At 68.6% G+C, this 15,776-nt stretch carries 15 protein-coding genes and 1 tRNA gene; 10 read left to right on the plus strand and 6 right to left on the minus strand.

Going from position 1 to position 15,776, the window contains the following annotated elements; translation table 11 throughout:
* Positions 1 to 126: 126 nt before the first annotated feature.
* Positions 127 to 399, minus strand: a complete 273-nt coding sequence (locus IPK24_10075; GenBank protein ID MBK8075897.1) for a hypothetical protein — start codon at positions 397 to 399, stop codon at positions 127 to 129.
* A 326-nt stretch (positions 400 to 725) separates the two neighbouring features.
* On the opposite strand from IPK24_10075, the gene IPK24_10080 reads away from it, so the two are divergent.
* On the plus strand, positions 726 to 1,922 hold the full coding sequence (locus IPK24_10080) for a helix-turn-helix domain-containing protein (GenBank protein MBK8075898.1): 1,197 nt from the start codon (positions 726 to 728) through the stop codon (positions 1,920 to 1,922).
* A gap of 88 nt (positions 1,923 to 2,010) precedes the next feature.
* Positions 2,011 to 3,255 (plus strand): hypothetical protein, encoded by a 1,245-nt coding sequence (locus IPK24_10085; protein MBK8075899.1) that lies wholly within the window; start codon positions 2,011 to 2,013, stop codon positions 3,253 to 3,255.
* Here IPK24_10085 and IPK24_10090 read toward each other — a convergent pair.
* From IPK24_10090 to IPK24_10110, 5 genes are all read right to left on the minus strand, one after another.
* Positions 3,153 to 3,788, minus strand: coding sequence for a response regulator transcription factor (locus IPK24_10090; GenBank protein MBK8075900.1), 636 nt, complete (start codon positions 3,786 to 3,788; stop codon positions 3,153 to 3,155). The genes IPK24_10085 and IPK24_10090 overlap by 103 nt on opposite strands.
* Positions 3,785 to 5,068: a sensor histidine kinase gene (locus IPK24_10095; GenBank protein ID MBK8075901.1), complete on the minus strand. Its 1,284-nt coding sequence runs from the start codon at positions 5,066 to 5,068 to the stop codon at positions 3,785 to 3,787. The genes IPK24_10090 and IPK24_10095 overlap by 4 nt, the downstream gene beginning before the upstream one ends.
* Complete coding sequence (locus IPK24_10100) at positions 5,058 to 5,885, minus strand: ABC transporter permease (protein ID MBK8075902.1); 828 nt, start codon at positions 5,883 to 5,885, stop codon at positions 5,058 to 5,060. The genes IPK24_10095 and IPK24_10100 overlap by 11 nt, the downstream gene beginning before the upstream one ends.
* The gene (locus IPK24_10105) at positions 5,882 to 6,736 is read right to left on the minus strand and encodes an ABC transporter ATP-binding protein (protein MBK8075903.1); all 855 of its coding nucleotides are present in this window, start codon (positions 6,734 to 6,736) and stop codon (positions 5,882 to 5,884) included. Before IPK24_10105 ends, IPK24_10100 begins: the two co-directional genes overlap by 4 nt.
* Before the next feature lie 97 nt (positions 6,737 to 6,833).
* Positions 6,834 to 7,310, minus strand: coding sequence for a GNAT family N-acetyltransferase (locus IPK24_10110; protein ID MBK8075904.1), 477 nt, complete (start codon positions 7,308 to 7,310; stop codon positions 6,834 to 6,836).
* A 216-nt stretch (positions 7,311 to 7,526) separates the two neighbouring features.
* Here IPK24_10110 and IPK24_10115 point away from each other — a divergent pair.
* The 8 genes from IPK24_10115 to rpoB all read left to right on the plus strand — a co-directional run bounded on the left by IPK24_10115 (position 7,527) and on the right by rpoB (position 15,746).
* Positions 7,527 to 7,599, plus strand: a tRNA-Trp gene (locus IPK24_10115).
* A 91-nt stretch (positions 7,600 to 7,690) separates the two neighbouring features.
* On the plus strand, positions 7,691 to 7,930 hold the full coding sequence (gene secE, locus IPK24_10120; GenBank protein ID MBK8075905.1) for a preprotein translocase subunit SecE: 240 nt from the start codon (positions 7,691 to 7,693) through the stop codon (positions 7,928 to 7,930).
* A gap of 124 nt (positions 7,931 to 8,054) precedes the next feature.
* Positions 8,055 to 8,828 (plus strand): transcription termination/antitermination protein NusG, encoded by a 774-nt coding sequence (nusG, locus tag IPK24_10125; GenBank protein MBK8075906.1) that lies wholly within the window; start codon positions 8,055 to 8,057, stop codon positions 8,826 to 8,828.
* Between the two features lie 46 nt (positions 8,829 to 8,874).
* Positions 8,875 to 9,306: a 50S ribosomal protein L11 gene (rplK, locus tag IPK24_10130; protein ID MBK8075907.1), complete on the plus strand. Its 432-nt coding sequence runs from the start codon at positions 8,875 to 8,877 to the stop codon at positions 9,304 to 9,306.
* 91 nt (positions 9,307 to 9,397) lie between these two features.
* A complete protein-coding gene (gene rplA, locus IPK24_10135; GenBank protein ID MBK8075908.1) occupies positions 9,398 to 10,120 on the plus strand; it encodes a 50S ribosomal protein L1 in 723 nt (240 codons plus the stop codon).
* A gap of 657 nt (positions 10,121 to 10,777) precedes the next feature.
* Positions 10,778 to 11,374, plus strand: a complete 597-nt coding sequence (rplJ, locus tag IPK24_10140) for a 50S ribosomal protein L10 (protein ID MBK8075909.1) — start codon at positions 10,778 to 10,780, stop codon at positions 11,372 to 11,374.
* 72 nt (positions 11,375 to 11,446) lie between these two features.
* A complete protein-coding gene (gene rplL / locus IPK24_10145) occupies positions 11,447 to 11,842 on the plus strand; it encodes a 50S ribosomal protein L7/L12 (protein ID MBK8075910.1) in 396 nt (131 codons plus the stop codon).
* Between the two features lie 424 nt (positions 11,843 to 12,266).
* Positions 12,267 to 15,746, plus strand: a complete 3,480-nt coding sequence (gene rpoB / locus IPK24_10150; GenBank protein MBK8075911.1) for a DNA-directed RNA polymerase subunit beta — start codon at positions 12,267 to 12,269, stop codon at positions 15,744 to 15,746.
* Positions 15,747 to 15,776 lie beyond the last annotated feature (30 nt).

The following is a 15,776-nucleotide window of genomic DNA, read 5'->3' on the forward strand; positions in this document are numbered from 1 at the left end:
AACCGGAGCCGGGCTACGCTCTGGCGTCCAGCGGAAAAGCCTTGCGCCACAACGAGGAGCGCCGGGCAGCCGTTCCCCAGACGACACTGCCCGGCGCTCCGATTCGGGGGAAGGGCAGCCGATGGTTCAGAGCCCGCGATCCATGACCACCGCGATGGCCACCAGGAGTGCCAGTAAGAGGAACGGCATCACCGCTGCACCCAGGTCGCCCTCGGGGCGCTCCCGGGTCAGGACGATCCTGGGCCTGATCCGACGCGAGGCGGCCTCGGTATACGCGGTGATCACGAAGCCGAGGGCCAGGATCAGGAAGATCACGATGATGACGCCGGCAGCTTGGGGCAGGACGTCGGCCAGGGCGGAGCGTAGAAGCGGTGCGGTGTGGATCGCCATGGTGACCATCGCGAAACCTCCCCGGGGAGGGCGGCACGCTGGATGCGCGTCGCCGACGGTGTGAGAGACGTCGGGCTGGTGGCGGAAGCCGCCAGTGAGGACGCCGATACCGCTGGGGCGGTGACCAATGATGAATACAAGTGCGCATCAGTGCTTGTGACTGAACTTCAGTAAAGCTCTCTCATCCTCCTGACGCAAGGTTCCTCGACCATCAATCTGGACCAGGTTCAGAGGTGCATGCCTGCGGTGTCCCGGACAGGGTATGGTCGTGTCATCAGTAACTTCAGTTCACATCAGTCGATGCGAGTGAACACCCGAGGGGAGCTGATCGAATCATGATCGACTCGGCTTCGGCCCGGACGCGCCTGGCGATCTCTGCGCGCGGGCGCCTCGCCGAGCGCCTGCGCACCCTGCGCACCACGGCCTGGCCCGGGGTGACCGTCACTCAACGGCAACTGGCCGACGCCCTCGGGGCCAGCGCACCGTTGGTCTCCTCCTGGGAGAACACCGGTACCGACACCGTTCCCCCCGAGGAGCGGCTCCACTCCTACGCGCAGTTCTTCGCCACCGTCCGTTCGCTCGACGGCCACCGGGCTCGGCTGCTGCCTCACGACCAGCTCACCGCCGACGAGGAGCAGCGCCGCGTCGTCCTGCTCGAGGAGCTGCTCGAGCTGCGGGCGGCCGCCATGAGTGCCCAACGGGTGGCCGAGCGATCGCGCTCGTTCTGGCATTTCCCCGACGGACAGCCGATCCGCATCATCAGCTCGATCCTGCCGCCGCACGAGATCAACTCGCAGTACACCAGCCCCTGGCACCCGAACCACATCGCCTCGTTGCGTCATGCCGACATGGATGCCCTGATCGAGGCCTACGGGCAGATCCGCGCCGACAATCCGACCAGTGACGTCGCCTTCGTCCGCGGGGACGAGGTCACGGCCGAGACCTTCGCTGCGCACGTGGTGATCCTCGGCGGCGGCGATGACGTTCGCGGGGACGACCCGCGCGGCGCGCGGCCCTACTCCGAGGCCTTGGCCTATTACCGCCGCCGTCTGGACCTGCCGGTGTTCGTCGAGACGGTCGATGGTGGCGACCCGGAGTACGACCGGCAGTACGTGGTGACCTCCAACGACGCCGGCGAGTTCGACTACCACGGGCGCCGGCGTGAGGCCCATCCGCCACGGTTCCTGCTCGACGGCCTGACCGGCGAGCACCGCCGCAGCCTCGACGGGCACCCGATGCTCGAGTACGACGTCGCCCTCATCGCCCGGTTGCCCAACGAGATGAACCTGACCACCACGGTCACGATCTGCTCGGGCATCTTCAGCCGAGGTACCTACGGTGCCGTGCGGGCCTTCACCGATCCGCTGATGCGGGTGCGCAATGAGGAATACCTGTCCGCTCTGGTCGACCCGGAACGGTTCTGGCTGCTCAGCTACGTGCCCGTGTTCCAGGGCCGCGACGGGCTCGAGACCCTGACCCCCGACCTCACCCGACCGATGCACGTGTTGCGGCACAGTCCCTCGCCCGGCTGAGCAGCACCCGCTCGACGTCCCGTCCCCAGCTCGGCACTCACCCGACACTCGCCCAGCACTCACCCGATACCCAGGAGTCCACCGCACCATGACCGCAGGTCACATCGCCGATCACCGGGTGCTCCTGCCCCGGTCGGGTGGTTCCGCCGGCCAGTCCACCCCCGCCCTGGACGCCGTGGTGGTGCCGGCCGCGCGGGCGTCACGGTCCATCGTGGCGGCCATCGAGGTGGCCCGGTTGCACGAGGCCACCCTGGTGGTGTTGAGCAGCCGGGCCAGCGCGGCGGCCGAGGTGCACCGCATCGCCCGGCGCCGCCTGCCGGCCGAGCGCATCGTCGCGGTGGACCTCCCCGACCGGCGCCCGGACGGCATGCCGGCGTTGGCCACCGACCGCATCGACACCGGCGGTTCCGGCACTCGTGACACCGGGCTCAAGCGCAACCTCGGCCTCCGGCTGGCGGTCCTGTTGGGCTGGGGGCAGATCCTGTTCATGGACGACGACGTCAGCGCGCCACCGGACTCGGTGTTGCGCGCATCGCGCCGTCGTCTGGCCGAACGCGGCGGGCCGGGTGCCATCGGGTGGGCCTTCGATGACTTCCCGGACAACTCCGTGGCCTGTCATGCCCACCGGCTCGCCGGGGGGCGACAGGGCACGTTCGTCGGGGCCGGGGGTCTGCTGCTGAGGGTTGACGAACGGCTGCCGCACTTCCCGACGGTGTACAACGAGGACTGGCTCTTCTTCGCCGATCTCCTGGTGCGCCGTGAGCGCGGGCTGGCCCTCGGGGGGACGCTGCGGCAACGCGCGTTCGATCCCTTCGCCGATCCCGACCATGCCCGGGTGCAGGAGTTCGGGGATCTCCTGGGCGAGGGCTTGTTCGCCCTGCTCCACCGGCGCAAACCACTCAGTGCGGCGTCCAGTTCGGGGTACTGGGCCGACTACCTCAATGTGCGGCGGCGCTTCCTGCACGCGGTGGAGTCGCAGTTGATGCAGGCGCCTGCGGCCGGCTCGCGGGCCCGGTTGGCCGACCGGCAGAAGGCCCTGGACTGCGTCACGGTGGCTCGGCACACCCTGATGCAGCACCGCCATCAGTGGGAGCTCGATCTGCCGGCCTTCGTCAAGGCATGGCGTCAGGACGCCGTCAGGTGGGGCCGCACCCTGGCCCGCACCACCGGCACGGCCCCTGACGTGGACGACGCGCTCGCGCGCCTCGGCCTGGTGCGCTTCGGAGCCGGTCAGCCGACCGTGGGTGGCGGCAGGATGCCGCGCTCCATCGCCACGGTGACCGCGCGGGTCCGGTCGTCCACCTCGAGTTTGGTGAACACCCTGAGCAGGTGAGTCTTCACCGTGGCCTCACCGATGTGCAGCCGGCGCCCGATCTCGGGATTGGACAGGCCCCGCGCGACTGCGGCGAGTACCTGCACCTCCCGCTCGGTCAACAGATCCGTTGCGGGAGTGCGCATCCGCGACACCAGCCGGGCGGCCACGGGGGGCGCCAGCACCGTCTCACCGCGGGCCGCGGCGCGGACGGCGTCCACCAGATCGGTGCGTGGGGTGTCCTTGAGCAGATAGCCGGTGGCCCCGGCCTCCACGGCGCGCACGATGTCGGCGTCGGTGTCGTACGTGGTCAACACCAGCACCCGGGTGCGGGGGTGGGCCGCGATGATGCGGGCCGTGGCCGCGGCACCGTCCAGTCGGGGCATCCGCAGGTCCATCAGCACGACGTCCGGATTCAGCTCGCCCACGCGGATCACGGCCTCCTCGCCGTCTCCCGCCTCACCGACCACGACCAGGTCGTCCTCGACGTCGAGCATGCCCACCAGACCGGACCGCACCACAGGGTGGTCGTCGACCACCAGAACAGTGATCACGACTCTTCCTGCTCGCCGAAGGGAACCCACGCGCGCAGAACGGTTCCCCGGCCGAGCGCGCTCGTCAGCTCGACCTCGCCGCCGGCCTCGTGCACCCGGCGGCGCATCATCGCCAGACCGAAACCGCCTGCGGCGCAGGTCGGGTCGAACCCCGCACCATCGTCGCGGACCTCGATGCCCACTCGCCCGCCCCGCGTACCCGGCTCGCTCTCGCTCCGGGTCAGACGCACGCTGACCTGGTGCGCCGCTGCATGCCGGCGCACGTTGGCCAGCCCCTCCTGAACGGCGCGCAGCAGCACCACCTGCGTGCTCGGCATCAGACCGTCGACGGCGTCGGTGACCTCGACGGTCACCGGGGTCGCGGTCTCGCGCTCGAATCGCCGGGCGAGCCGTTGGACGGCGTCCGCCAGGCCAGCGCCGTCCAGGTCGGCGGGTGAGAACGCGGCGACCAGCGCCCGCGCCTCGGCCAGGTTCGCCCGCGCGACGTCCTCGATCGCGGTCAGCCGTTCCCGGACGGCGTCCGGGATCTGCGGCCGGGCGGCCGCGGCCTGCGCGAGCATCACGACGCTGGTGAACCCCTGCGCCAGGGTGTCGTGGATCTCGCCTGCCATCCGCGCCCGCTCCTGGGCGATACCTTCCTGGTGGTTGGCCTCGGCCAGCGCAACCCGAGTGCGGTCGAGTTCGGCGATCAGCGCGGCGCGATCGTGGGACTGCTCGATGATCCGCGAGATCCACCAGCCGAGCAGCAGGCTGAAGCCCATCGAGACCAGCATCTGAGGGGCCAGGGCGCGGGCGTTGGCCCAGGTGAACCCATAGCCCTCGAGCATGCCGAACAGGGCCGAACCGGTCAGCAACGCGGTCACGACGGCGCCCTGACGCAGGGTGCGGGTGAACAGCCAGGCCTGTGGGTACACGATGAACAGCAGCAGCGTGAACGTGGGATGGATCGCGCAGGCCACCCCCAGCCCGATCACGGCCGCCGTGAGATAGGCCCACGCTGCCTCGCGCTCGGACCACGGCACCCGCTGGATCTCGATCACGTACAGGGCCAGCAGGACGAGGAACGTCACCCCGGCCGTCAGGCGCTCGCCCCGGGACACCTCGTCCAGGGTGAGCGCGGTGAGGATGCCCAGCGCGGTGATGCCCCACATGGCGTAGTGCCACCCGGTGATGGTGCTCGCCCACATCCCGTCGGCCCGGGCCAGCGGACCCTCGGGGCCGGCACTCACTCGCGTCCGGGGACCCTCGGGCCCGGCACTCGCGTCGAGCTCAGCGGTCACCGCGTCGAGCCCATCGGAAGGTCCACAGACACAACAGCAGACCTATCACGGTCCAGGCCCCCAGCACGGCCGCGGTCTGGCCGAGCATCCACGAGCCACCCACTTCGGCCTGCTCGAAGGACGGTGGCAGGAACACCGAGCGCATGCCCTGTGCCAGCCATCGCAACGGGAAGATCGAACTCAGGTTGACCATCCAGGAGGGCATGTCGCCGAGCACGAAGAAGACGCCGGAGATGAACTGCAGCACGATCACCACGGGGGAGACCACGGCCCCGGCGCTGCGGGCCGAGCGGGGGACACTGGAATAGGCGATGCCGAGCACCGTGCCGGAGGTTGTGCCGAGCAGGAAGATCCAGGCGAACCGCCCCCAGAGTTCGGCCGTGTTCGGCAGATCCAGTCCGAACAGCAGCGCACCCACGACCAGCAGGACGGCGGTCTGCACCACGCTGGTGACCAGCACCAGGCCGATCTTGCCCAGGAAATAGGACGCCGCAGGCATCGGGGTGCCCCGCAACCGCTTGAGCGTGCCGTCGTCGCGCTCGATGGCGATGCCGATGGCCAACGACTGAAAGCTCGACAGCACCACGCCCGAGGCGATCATTCCGGCTGCGAAGTACTGCGTGAAGTCGACGCCAGGGGCGACTTCGGAGCCCGAGAACACCGAACCGAAGATGAACAGCATGATCACCGGGAACGCGAAGGTGAAGACCATGCTGTCGCGCTCGCGGAAGAACTGACGCAGTTCGATCACGGTGCGGGCCAGACCCACCGGCAGGGTCGCGGGGAGCGAGGATGCCGTGACGGACGGGGTACTCATCGGGCCACCTCCGACTTCTCGATCATGGACAGGTAGACCTCTTCGAGGCTGGGCCGCACGACCTGCAGCGAGGGCACCTCGCCGCCGAACTGGTCCGCCAGACGGGCAACCAGAGCGGTGGGGGTCTCGGTCTGTTCGCGGTGCGGGACGCCGTCCCGGTCCAGCCACTGCACCTGGGGCACCTGGGCAGCCGGCCCGCCGAGCCGCTCGGGGGTGTCGACCGCGAGCAGTCGACCCGAGTTGATCACTCCCACCCGGTCGGCCAGGTACTCGGCCTCGTCCAGGTAGTGGGTGGTGAGCAGGATGGTGGTTCCCCCGTCACGCAGGCCGTCGATGAGATCCCAGAACGAGCGTCGGGCCTGCGGGTCGAAGCCGGTCGTCGGCTCGTCGAGGAACAGCAACCGAGGCGAGCCCACGATGCCGAGGGCCACGTCGAGTCGGCGGCGCTGTCCACCGGACAGGGTTCGCATCCTCGCGTTGCGCTTGGTGGTCAGGCCGACCGCGTCGATCACCTGATCGGGGTCGCGAGAGTCGGGGTAGTACCCGGCGAAGTGCCGGACGATCTCGACGACGGTCAGTTCGGCGCTCTCCTGGCTGGTCTGCAGCACGATGCCGATCCGACCGCGCCAGTCGCGTCCCGCGTGCTGAGGATCCTCGCCGAGCACGCTGACGGTGCCGCCGTCGCGCCGCCGGTAGCCCTCGAGGATCTCCACGGTGGTGGTCTTCCCGGCGCCGTTCGGCCCGAGCAGGGCGAAGATCTCGCCCTCCATCACCTCGAGGTCGAGGTCGTCCACCGCGCGGACTCCGGAGTAGGTCTTCACCAGTCCTCGGACGGTGATCGCTGTTCCCATGAGGTCGAGTCTCACGCAGACCGACCTGCGGGGCATCAACCGGCGGGCGGTCGTGCCGTCCACCGGTCGGTGGACGGCCTCGTCCACCGGGCGATGATCACAGCCGGCGGCGAAAGGTCACCAGGTCGTGGCCGGGACCGTTGTAGCCGGCCACCGGGGAACTCACCTCGAACCCCAGAGCGGCGTGGAAGGCGATCGACGGTGTGTTGACCGGTGAGGTGACTGCACTGACCATGGTGCGGCCCGCCGTCCGGGCCGCCTCGAAGAAGGTCTCGTAGAGGACTCGCCCCAGCCCGCTGCCGCGCTCGGACGGCGCGATGCCCACGAAGTGGATATAGGCCTCGGCCGGCTGGGACGGCGAGGCGAATCCGATCAGGAAGCCGCGCAGCGCGCCGTCCGGATGCTCGGCGACCAGACTGCTGGCGTGGAAGTGGTCGAGGAACAGCCGGGGGAGCGCCTCCAGGATCGGGCGACCCCACCAGGCGTCGAGCAGCGGCGCGATCCGGTCGTAGTCCTGAGGGCGTGCCGACCGGACGCCGCGGGGCAGAGGGGCGGGCAGAGCCGTGAATCGCATCGGGCGATGCTGGCACAGTCGGACAGGGTCCGCCGCAGTCCGCCAGAGTCCAGCGCAGTCCGCCGCGATCAGTGGTCGCCCGGTTACCGGTTCGACCCACCGTCTCGGCACGCGTACACTCCATCGCGGTGGTTGCGAACCGCCATACTGACGCCTGCCTCGTACGGCCCGATCGGGTCTGCGAGATGGCTCGGTAGGGCGGGGGAGCAGCCGCACAGGGCAGTGGCGCAACTGGCAGCGCTCCGGTCTCCAAAACCGGCGGTTGGGGGTTCGAGTCCCTCCTGCCCTGCGATCCATCTTCGTGGCCTGGCCGCGAAGGGACGGCGTACCCGCACCGTGGGCACGTCGGACCGACAGCAACCGTCTCCAGACCGGGTGAGATCGTGACGACCAGTACCAGAAGCAGCACGGAATCCGCTCCCACGCCTCGACGCAAGGGCGGGTTGCGGTTGTTCCTGCGCCAGGTCGTCGCCGAGCTGAAGAAGGTCGTGCGGCCCACCCGCAACGAGCTGCTGACCTACACCTGGGTTGTCCTGATCTTCGTGATCGCGGTGATGGCTTTCGTCTCCGCGATCGACTTCGGGATGGGCAAGCTCGTGTTGTGGGTCTTCAGCGACTGAGTTCCGCCCCGGTGGCGCCGAGTCGGGGTCTCACCCGGTGCCGGTCGGCCGAGCAATATCTCGAGGAGTAGGGAAGAGCGTGTCCGAGCAGAAGTCGCAGTACCCCGAGGTCGAAGACGAGCAGATCGACTCCGACCTGTCTGCCGACGTGGCCGTGGCAGGCGCCGAGGACGAGACCGAGGCAGCTGCCGCGGCGCCGGCCGAGGCCGAGGTCGGCGAGGTGGACGTCACCGACGAGGCCGACGTGACCGCAGCGGCCGACGAGGTTGCCGAGGCCGCCGAGGTTGCCGAGGTTGCCGAGGAAGAGGTCGACCCGGCCACGGCGTTCCGCAGCGAGCTGCGCAGCCTGCCCGGCGACTGGTACGTGATCCACTCCTACGCCGGGTACGAGAACCGGGTGAAGGCCAACCTGGAGAACCGGATCACCAGCCTCAACATGGAGGACTACATCTTCCAGGTCGAGGTGCCCATGGAAGAGGTCACCGAGATCAAGAACGGCCAGCGCAAGCTGGTGCGTCGGGTCCGCATCCCCGGGTACGTGCTGGTGCGCATCGACCTGACCGATGAGTCGTGGGGCGCCGTCCGGCACACCCCCGGGGTCACCGGCTTCGTCGGGCACACGCACCAGCCGGTGCCGCTGAGTCTCGACGAGGTCTTCTCGATGTTGGCGCCCACGCTGCAGAAGCTGGACGGCGTCACCAAGCCGACCAAGGCCGAGGTCAAGGTCGTCGACTTCGAGGTCGGCGAATCGGTCACCGTCATGGAGGGTCCGTTCGAGACCCTCCCGGCCACCATCTCCGAGATCAACCCGGACGCACAGAAGCTCAAGGTGCTGGTCTCGATCTTCGGCCGGGAGACCCCGGTCGAGCTGTCGTTCAACCAGGTGGCCAAGATCTGAGCTGACCTGCCCAGATCGTCCCGTTCACGTAAGGACCCGGAGAACCATGCCCCCCAAGAAGAAGATCGCCGGCTACATCAAGCTGCAGATCAATGCCGGTGCAGCCACGCCGGCGCCGCCGATCGGCCCCGCGCTGGGCCAGCACGGCGTCAACATCATGGAGTTCTGCAAGCAGTACAACGCCAAGACCGAGGCGCAGCGTGGCCAGGTCATCCCGGTGGAGATCACGGTCTACGAAGACCGCTCCTTCACCTTCATCACCAAGACCCCGCCGGCCTCCGAGCTGATCAAGAAGGCCGCCGGTGTGGCCAAGGGTTCGGGCGAGCCGCACACCAAGAAGGTCGGCAAGCTGACCCAGGCGCAGGTCCGTGAGATCGCTCAGACCAAGCTCGAGGACCTCAACGCCCACGACGTCGAGCAGGCCGCGAAGATCATCGCCGGCACCGCTCGATCGATGGGAATCACCGTCGAGGGCTGAGTTCGCTCACCCTCGTTTCATCGTTCCATCCATACCCAGTGGCAGGGCCGAGCGCGGCCCGCAGACCACGACTCCGAGAGGGAGCAGCACCATGAAGCGCAGCAAGGCCTACCGTTCCGCGGCCGAGAAGATCGACCGCGACAAGCTCTACGCCCCGCTCGAGGCCGTCCGCCTCGCGAAGGCGACGTCCACCACGAAGTACGACGCCACCGTCGAGGTCGCCTTCCGTCTCGGGGTCGACCCCCGCAAGGCCGACCAGATGGTGCGCGGCACCGTCAACCTGCCGCACGGCACCGGCAAGACCGCCCGGGTCCTGGTCTTCGCCACCGGTGAGCGTGCCGCGCAGGCCGAGGCGGCCGGCGCCGACTACGTCGGGTCCGACGACCTGCTGGAGAAGATCCAGGGCGGGTGGCTCGACTTCGACTCCGTGGTCGCCACCCCCGACCTGATGGGCAAGGTGGGCCGCCTGGGTAAGATCCTCGGCCCGCGTGGCCTGATGCCCAACCCCAAGACCGGCACCGTGACCATGGACGTCGCCAAGGCCGTCGAGGAGATCAAGGGCGGCAAGATCGAGTTCCGGGTCGACAAGCACGCCAACCTGCACTTCATCATCGGCAAGTCCTCGTTCAGCGACACCGCGCTGGTGCAGAACTACGCCGCTGCGCTCGACGAGGTGCTGCGGCTCAAGCCGTCGGCCGCCAAGGGTCGCTACCTGCAGAAGGGCACCATCGCCACCACGATGGGCCCCGGCATCCCGGTCGACGTCAACAAGACCCGCGGCCTGGACTCCGACGACCCCTCCGCTGACGCCTGACCAAACCCAGCCTCAAAACCCAGCCCCAAACCCGCTCATGCTCCGCGGGTGACCGCTCATGCTCCGTGGGTGCACCGATTTCGGCCCCTCGAGGGCCGAGACTCGGTCACCCGCGGAGCATGAGCTGTTTGCGAGCGGACACGTGCGACCGATGTCGACGTCGGACGGCGCGCCGCGGCGTCCGAGACCGTCTCGCCCTTGGTGGTCAGAGCCTGCTCGGCGCCGGCCGCGGTGGGATGCCCGGGCGCTCCCCGCGACGCGACGCCGGGCATCGTCGTCGCCGAGCGCCCGACGGCTCGTGACACTCCAACCCAACCCGCCCATGCTCCGCGGGTGACCGAGTCTTTGGCCTCAGCGGGCCGAAATCAGTCCACCCACGGAGCATGGGCGGTCACCCGCGGAGCATGAGCGGGTTCGATTTTGTCGGACGGCGCGCGGGCACCTACTCTGGTGGGTGCCGAAGACCGCCGGTCATTGCCCCAACCCGGGGTGATCGAAGGTCCCGCCGAGGCGGGCGACCTGCGCAGGTGTGAACGAGTCGATGGGCTCAGTGTGCGTCCGTGAAGGTGCGCACCGCCCTGACGCCCCGTGCGCCCCTGCGCCGGGGCGTTCGTGTTTCTCGGACGGGATCGACCGGCACATCCTGGAAGGAGTGCCATGGCCAGGCCCGACAAGGCCGCAACGGTGGCCGAGATCACGGAGAGGTTCCGTGCCTCCAACGCCGCCGTGCTGACCGAGTACCGCGGGCTGTCCGTGGCGCAGCTCAGCCAGCTCCGCAAGAGCATCGGCGGCCACGCCACGTACACCGTGGTGAAGAACACGCTCACCGCCATCGCGGCCAAGGAGGCGGGAGTCTCTGCCTTCGACGGGCAGCTCGCCGGCCCGACGGCCGTCGCCTTCGTCACCGGTGACCCGGTGGAGGCGGCCAAGGGGCTGCGTGACTTCGCCAAGACCAACCCCGCCCTGGTGATCAAGGGTGGGCTTCTCGACGGCCGGGCACTGACGGCCGACGACGTGCGCACGTTGGCCGACCTGGAGTCCCGCGAGGTACTGCTGGCCAAGCTGGCCGGCGCGATGAAGGCCTCGCTCACCCAGGCCGTCTACCTGTTCAACGCCCCCCTGTCGCAGGCTGCCCGTGTGCTGGACGCCCTGCGCCAGAAGCAGGCAGAGAGCGCACCAGCCGCTGCTGCGGACGACGTGCCGGCCGACCAGGCCGAGCCCGCCCAGGCTGCAGCGGAGACCACAGAGGGCTGATCGCCCCGCCCACCCACAACGCGGGCGGGATCGCCCCAGCCGCGTGATCGACAACGGAAGGACACGCCAACCATGGCGAAGCTCAGCACCGACGACCTGCTCGACGCGTTCAAGGAGATGACGCTGATCGAGCTGAGCGAGTTCGTGAAGAAGTTCGAGGACACCTTCGAGGTCTCCGCCGCCGCCCCCGTGGCCGTGGCCGCTGCCCCCGCCGCCGGCGGTGGCGCGGGTGGCGCCGAGGCCGCCGAGGAGAAGGACGAGTTCGACGTCGTCCTCGAGGCTGCCGGTGACAAGAAGATCCAGGTCATCAAGGAGGTGCGCGCCCTGGTGTCCTCGCTCGGCCTGAAGGAGGCCAAGGATCTCGTGGACAGCGCCCCCAAGCCCGTCCTGGAGAAGGTCACCAAGGAAGCCGCCGAGAAGGCCAAGGCTGCCCTCGAGGGCGCCGGCGCCACCGTCTCGGTCAAGTGACTCGCTCTGATCTCGCTCTGATCTCGCTCTGATCACGCCGAAGGGGCGGTTCGGACCCTGTTCCAGGGTTCGGACCGCCCCTTCTGTGTGCCCGCCGGGATGTCAGGGATGCGTGATTCATCCGCTGTTGATGCAGGTCACGTGCATCTGGATGGGGTGAACATCTTGACGGAGCCCGGGTGCAGAGCCATGCTCGAAGGGTCTGGTGAGCGCGCGAGAGTCTCAGCGTGGCCATCGGGGATCCGATCCGCGGGTTTCGGCGCGGCGAGGTGCGGGCCCGGTGGTCATCTGATAGCGCCGTTTGGACAACGATCCTGAAGCGGGCTACCCTGCCTTTTTGCGCTCACCATTGACGACCCGTGGATTTGCCTCGGGGCGTCAGGCGTGCGCCGGTAACGTTCGCAGGCCCGTGGAAGGACCCCTCTTGGCCGCCTCGCGCACAGCGTCGCTTTCCTCCGTCCGCACGGCCTCAGGCCGTATCTCCTTCGCAAAGATCCGCGAGCCGCTGGAGGTCCCGAACCTCCTCGCGCTGCAGACCGAGAGCTTCGATTGGCTTCTCGGCAATGCCAAATGGCAGGACCGCGTCGCCGCCGCCCTCGAGCAGGGCCGGCAGGACGTCCCGAGTACCTCGGGTCTGGAGGAGATCTTCGAGGAGATCTCCCCGATCGAGGACTACTCCGGGTCGATGTCGTTGTCGTTCCGGGACCACCGGTTCGAGCCGCCCAAGTACTCGATCGACGAGTGCAAGGAGCGGGACATGACCTACTCGGCCCCGCTCTTCGTGACGGCCGAGTTCATGAACACCACCACTGGCGAGATCAAGAGCCAGACGGTGTTCATGGGTGACTTCCCGCTGATGACCGATCGCGGCACGTTCGTGATCAACGGCACCGAGCGTGTCGTCGTCTCGCAGCTGGTCCGCTCCCCGGGTGTCTACTTCGAGCGCACCGCCGACAAGACCTCCGACAAGGACGTCTACACCACCAAGATCATTCCGTCGCGGGGCGCCTGGCTCGAGTTCGAGATCGACAAGCGCGACATGGTCGGCGTCCGCATCGACCGCAAGCGCAAGCAGTCGGTCACCGTGCTGCTCAAGGCGCTCGGCTGGTCCGAGGCGCAGATCCTCGAGGAGTTCGGCGACGTCGAGTCGATGCGCGCCACGCTCGAGAAGGACCACACCGCCGGCACCGACGAGGCGCTGCTCGACATCTACCGCAAGCTGCGCCCGGGCGAGCCGCCGACGCGTGAGGCCGCGCAGAACCTGCTCGACAACCTCTACTTCAACCCCAAGCGGTACGACCTGGCCAAGGTCGGTCGCTACAAGATCAACAAGAAGCTGGGGCTGGAGCAGCCGCTGTCGGCCGGCACGCTGACCCTCGAGGACGTCGTCAAGACGATCCGCTTCCTGGTCTCGCTGCACGCCGGCAGCACCACCATGCCGGGTACCCGTGGCGGCGAGAGCGTCGACATCCGGGTCGAGGTCGACGACATCGACCACTTCGGCAACCGGCGACTGCGCACGGTCGGCGAGCTGATCCAGAACCAGGTCCGCACCGGTCTGTCGCGCATGGAGCGCGTCGTCCGCGAGCGCATGACCACCCAGGACGTCGAGGCGATCACGCCGCAGACCCTGATCAACATCCGGCCCGTCGTCGCCTCCATCAAGGAGTTCTTCGGCACCAGCCAGCTGTCGCAGTTCATGGACCAGACCAACCCGTTGGCGGGTCTGACCCACAAGCGCCGCCTGTCGGCGCTGGGTCCGGGTGGTCTGTCCCGCGAGCGCGCCGGCTTCGAGGTGCGCGACGTGCACACCTCGCACTACGGCCGGATGTGCCCCATCGAAACCCCGGAAGGCCCGAACATCGGCCTGATCGGTTCGTTGGCCAGCTACGCGCGGATCAACCCGTTCGGCTTCGTCGAGACCCCGTACCGCCGCGTCGACGGCGACCTGGTCACCGACGAGGTGGCCTACCTGACCGCCGACGAGGAGGACGAGCACGTCATCGCCCAGGCCAACGCGCCGCTGGGAGCTGACGGGCGGTTCGCCGAGGAGCGCGTGCTGGTGCGCGCCAAGGGCGGCGAGGTCGAGTACGTGCCCGCCGTCGACGTCGACTACATGGACGTCGCAGCGCGCCAGATGGTGTCCGTCGCCACCGCGATGATCCCCTTCCTGGAGCACGACGACGCCAACCGTGCGCTGATGGGCTCCAACATGCAGCGCCAGGCGGTTCCGCTGGTGATGGCCGAGGCCCCACTGGTCGGGACCGGCATGGAGTTCCGTGCCGCCGTCGACGCCGGTGACGTCGTGGTCGCCACCCTGCCCGGTGTGGTCAGCGAGGTCTCCGCGGACGCCGTCAGCGTGATGAACGACGACGGCACCCACTCGACCTACCGCATCGCCAAGTTCCGCCGCTCGAACCAGGGCACCTCCTACAACCAGCGTGTGCTGGTCGACGAGGGCATGCGGGTCGAGATCGGTACGCCGCTCGCCGACGGTCCCTCGACCGACAAGGGCGAGATGGCACTCGGCAAGAACCTGCTGGTCGCGTTCATGTCGTGGGAGGGCCACAACTACGAGGACGCGATCATCCTCTCCCAGCGTCTGGTGCAGGACGACGTCCTCTCCTCGATCCACATCGAGGAGCACGAGGTCGACGCCCGCGACACCAAGCTGGGCCCGGAGGAGATCACCCGCGACATCCCGAACGTCGCCGAGGAGGTGCTGGCCGACCTCGACGAGCGGGGCATCATCCGCATCGGTGCCGAGGTCGTCACCGGCGACATCCTGGTCGGCAAGGTCACCCCGAAGGGTGAGACCGAGCTGACCCCGGAGGAGCGGTTGCTGCGCGCGATCTTCGGTGAGAAGGCGCGCGAGGTGCGCGACACCTCGCTGAAGGTGCCGCACGGCGAGTCGGGCACGGTCATCGGCGTCAAGGTCTTCGACCGCGACGAGGGCGACGAGCTGCCCCCCGGCGTGAACCAGTTGGTGCGGGTCTACGTCGCCCAGAAGCGCAAGATCACGGACGGCGACAAGCTCGCCGGTCGCCACGGCAACAAGGGCGTCATCTCCAAGATCCTGCCCGTCGAGGACATGCCGTTCCTCGAGGACGGCACCGCGGTGGACGTCGTCCTCAACCCGCTCGGGGTGCCGAGCCGGATGAACGTCGGCCAGGTTCTCGAGACCCACCTCGGCTGGGTGGCCAGCCGGGGCTGGAAGGTCGAGGGCTCGCCGTCCTGGTCCGAGGGCATGCCCGCCGAGATGCTCGAGGCCCCTCCCGGGACCCGGGTGGCCTCGCCGGTCTTCGACGGCGTGGAGGAGGAGGAGATCGTCGGCCTGCTCGACTCCAGCCGCAAGACCCGTGACGGGGTCCGGTTGGTCGACGGCACCGGCAAGGCGCGGTTGTTCGACGGCCGCACCGGTGAGCCGTTCCCGATGCCGGTGTCCGTGGGCTACATGTACATCCTCAAGCTGCACCACCTGGTGGATGACAAGATCCACGCTCGCTCGACCGGCCCGTACTCGATGATCACCCAGCAGCCGCTCGGTGGTAAGGCGCAGTTCGGCGGTCAGCGGTTCGGCGAGATGGAGGTGTGGGCTCTCGAGGCCTACGGCGCCTCCTACGCGCTGCAGGAACTGCTGACCATCAAGTCGGACGACGTGGTCGGCCGGGTCAAGGTCTACGAGGCGATCGTCAAGGGCGAGAACATCCCCGAGCCGGGCATCCCCGAGTCGTTCAAGGTGCTCATCAAGGAGATGCAGTCCCTCTGCCTCAACGTCGAGGTGCTGTCCAGCGACGGCATGTCGATCGAGATGCGCGACACCGACGAGGACGTCTTCCGGGCTGCGGAGGAGCTGGGCATCGACCTGTCCCGCCGCGAGCCCAGCTCGGTTGAAGAGGTCTGACCCCTCTCTCCGTCATCCAGTCATCGGCAC

The organism is Kineosporiaceae bacterium, assembly GCA_016713225.1.
GTDB lineage: Bacteria > Actinomycetota > Actinomycetes > Actinomycetales > Kineosporiaceae > JADJPO01.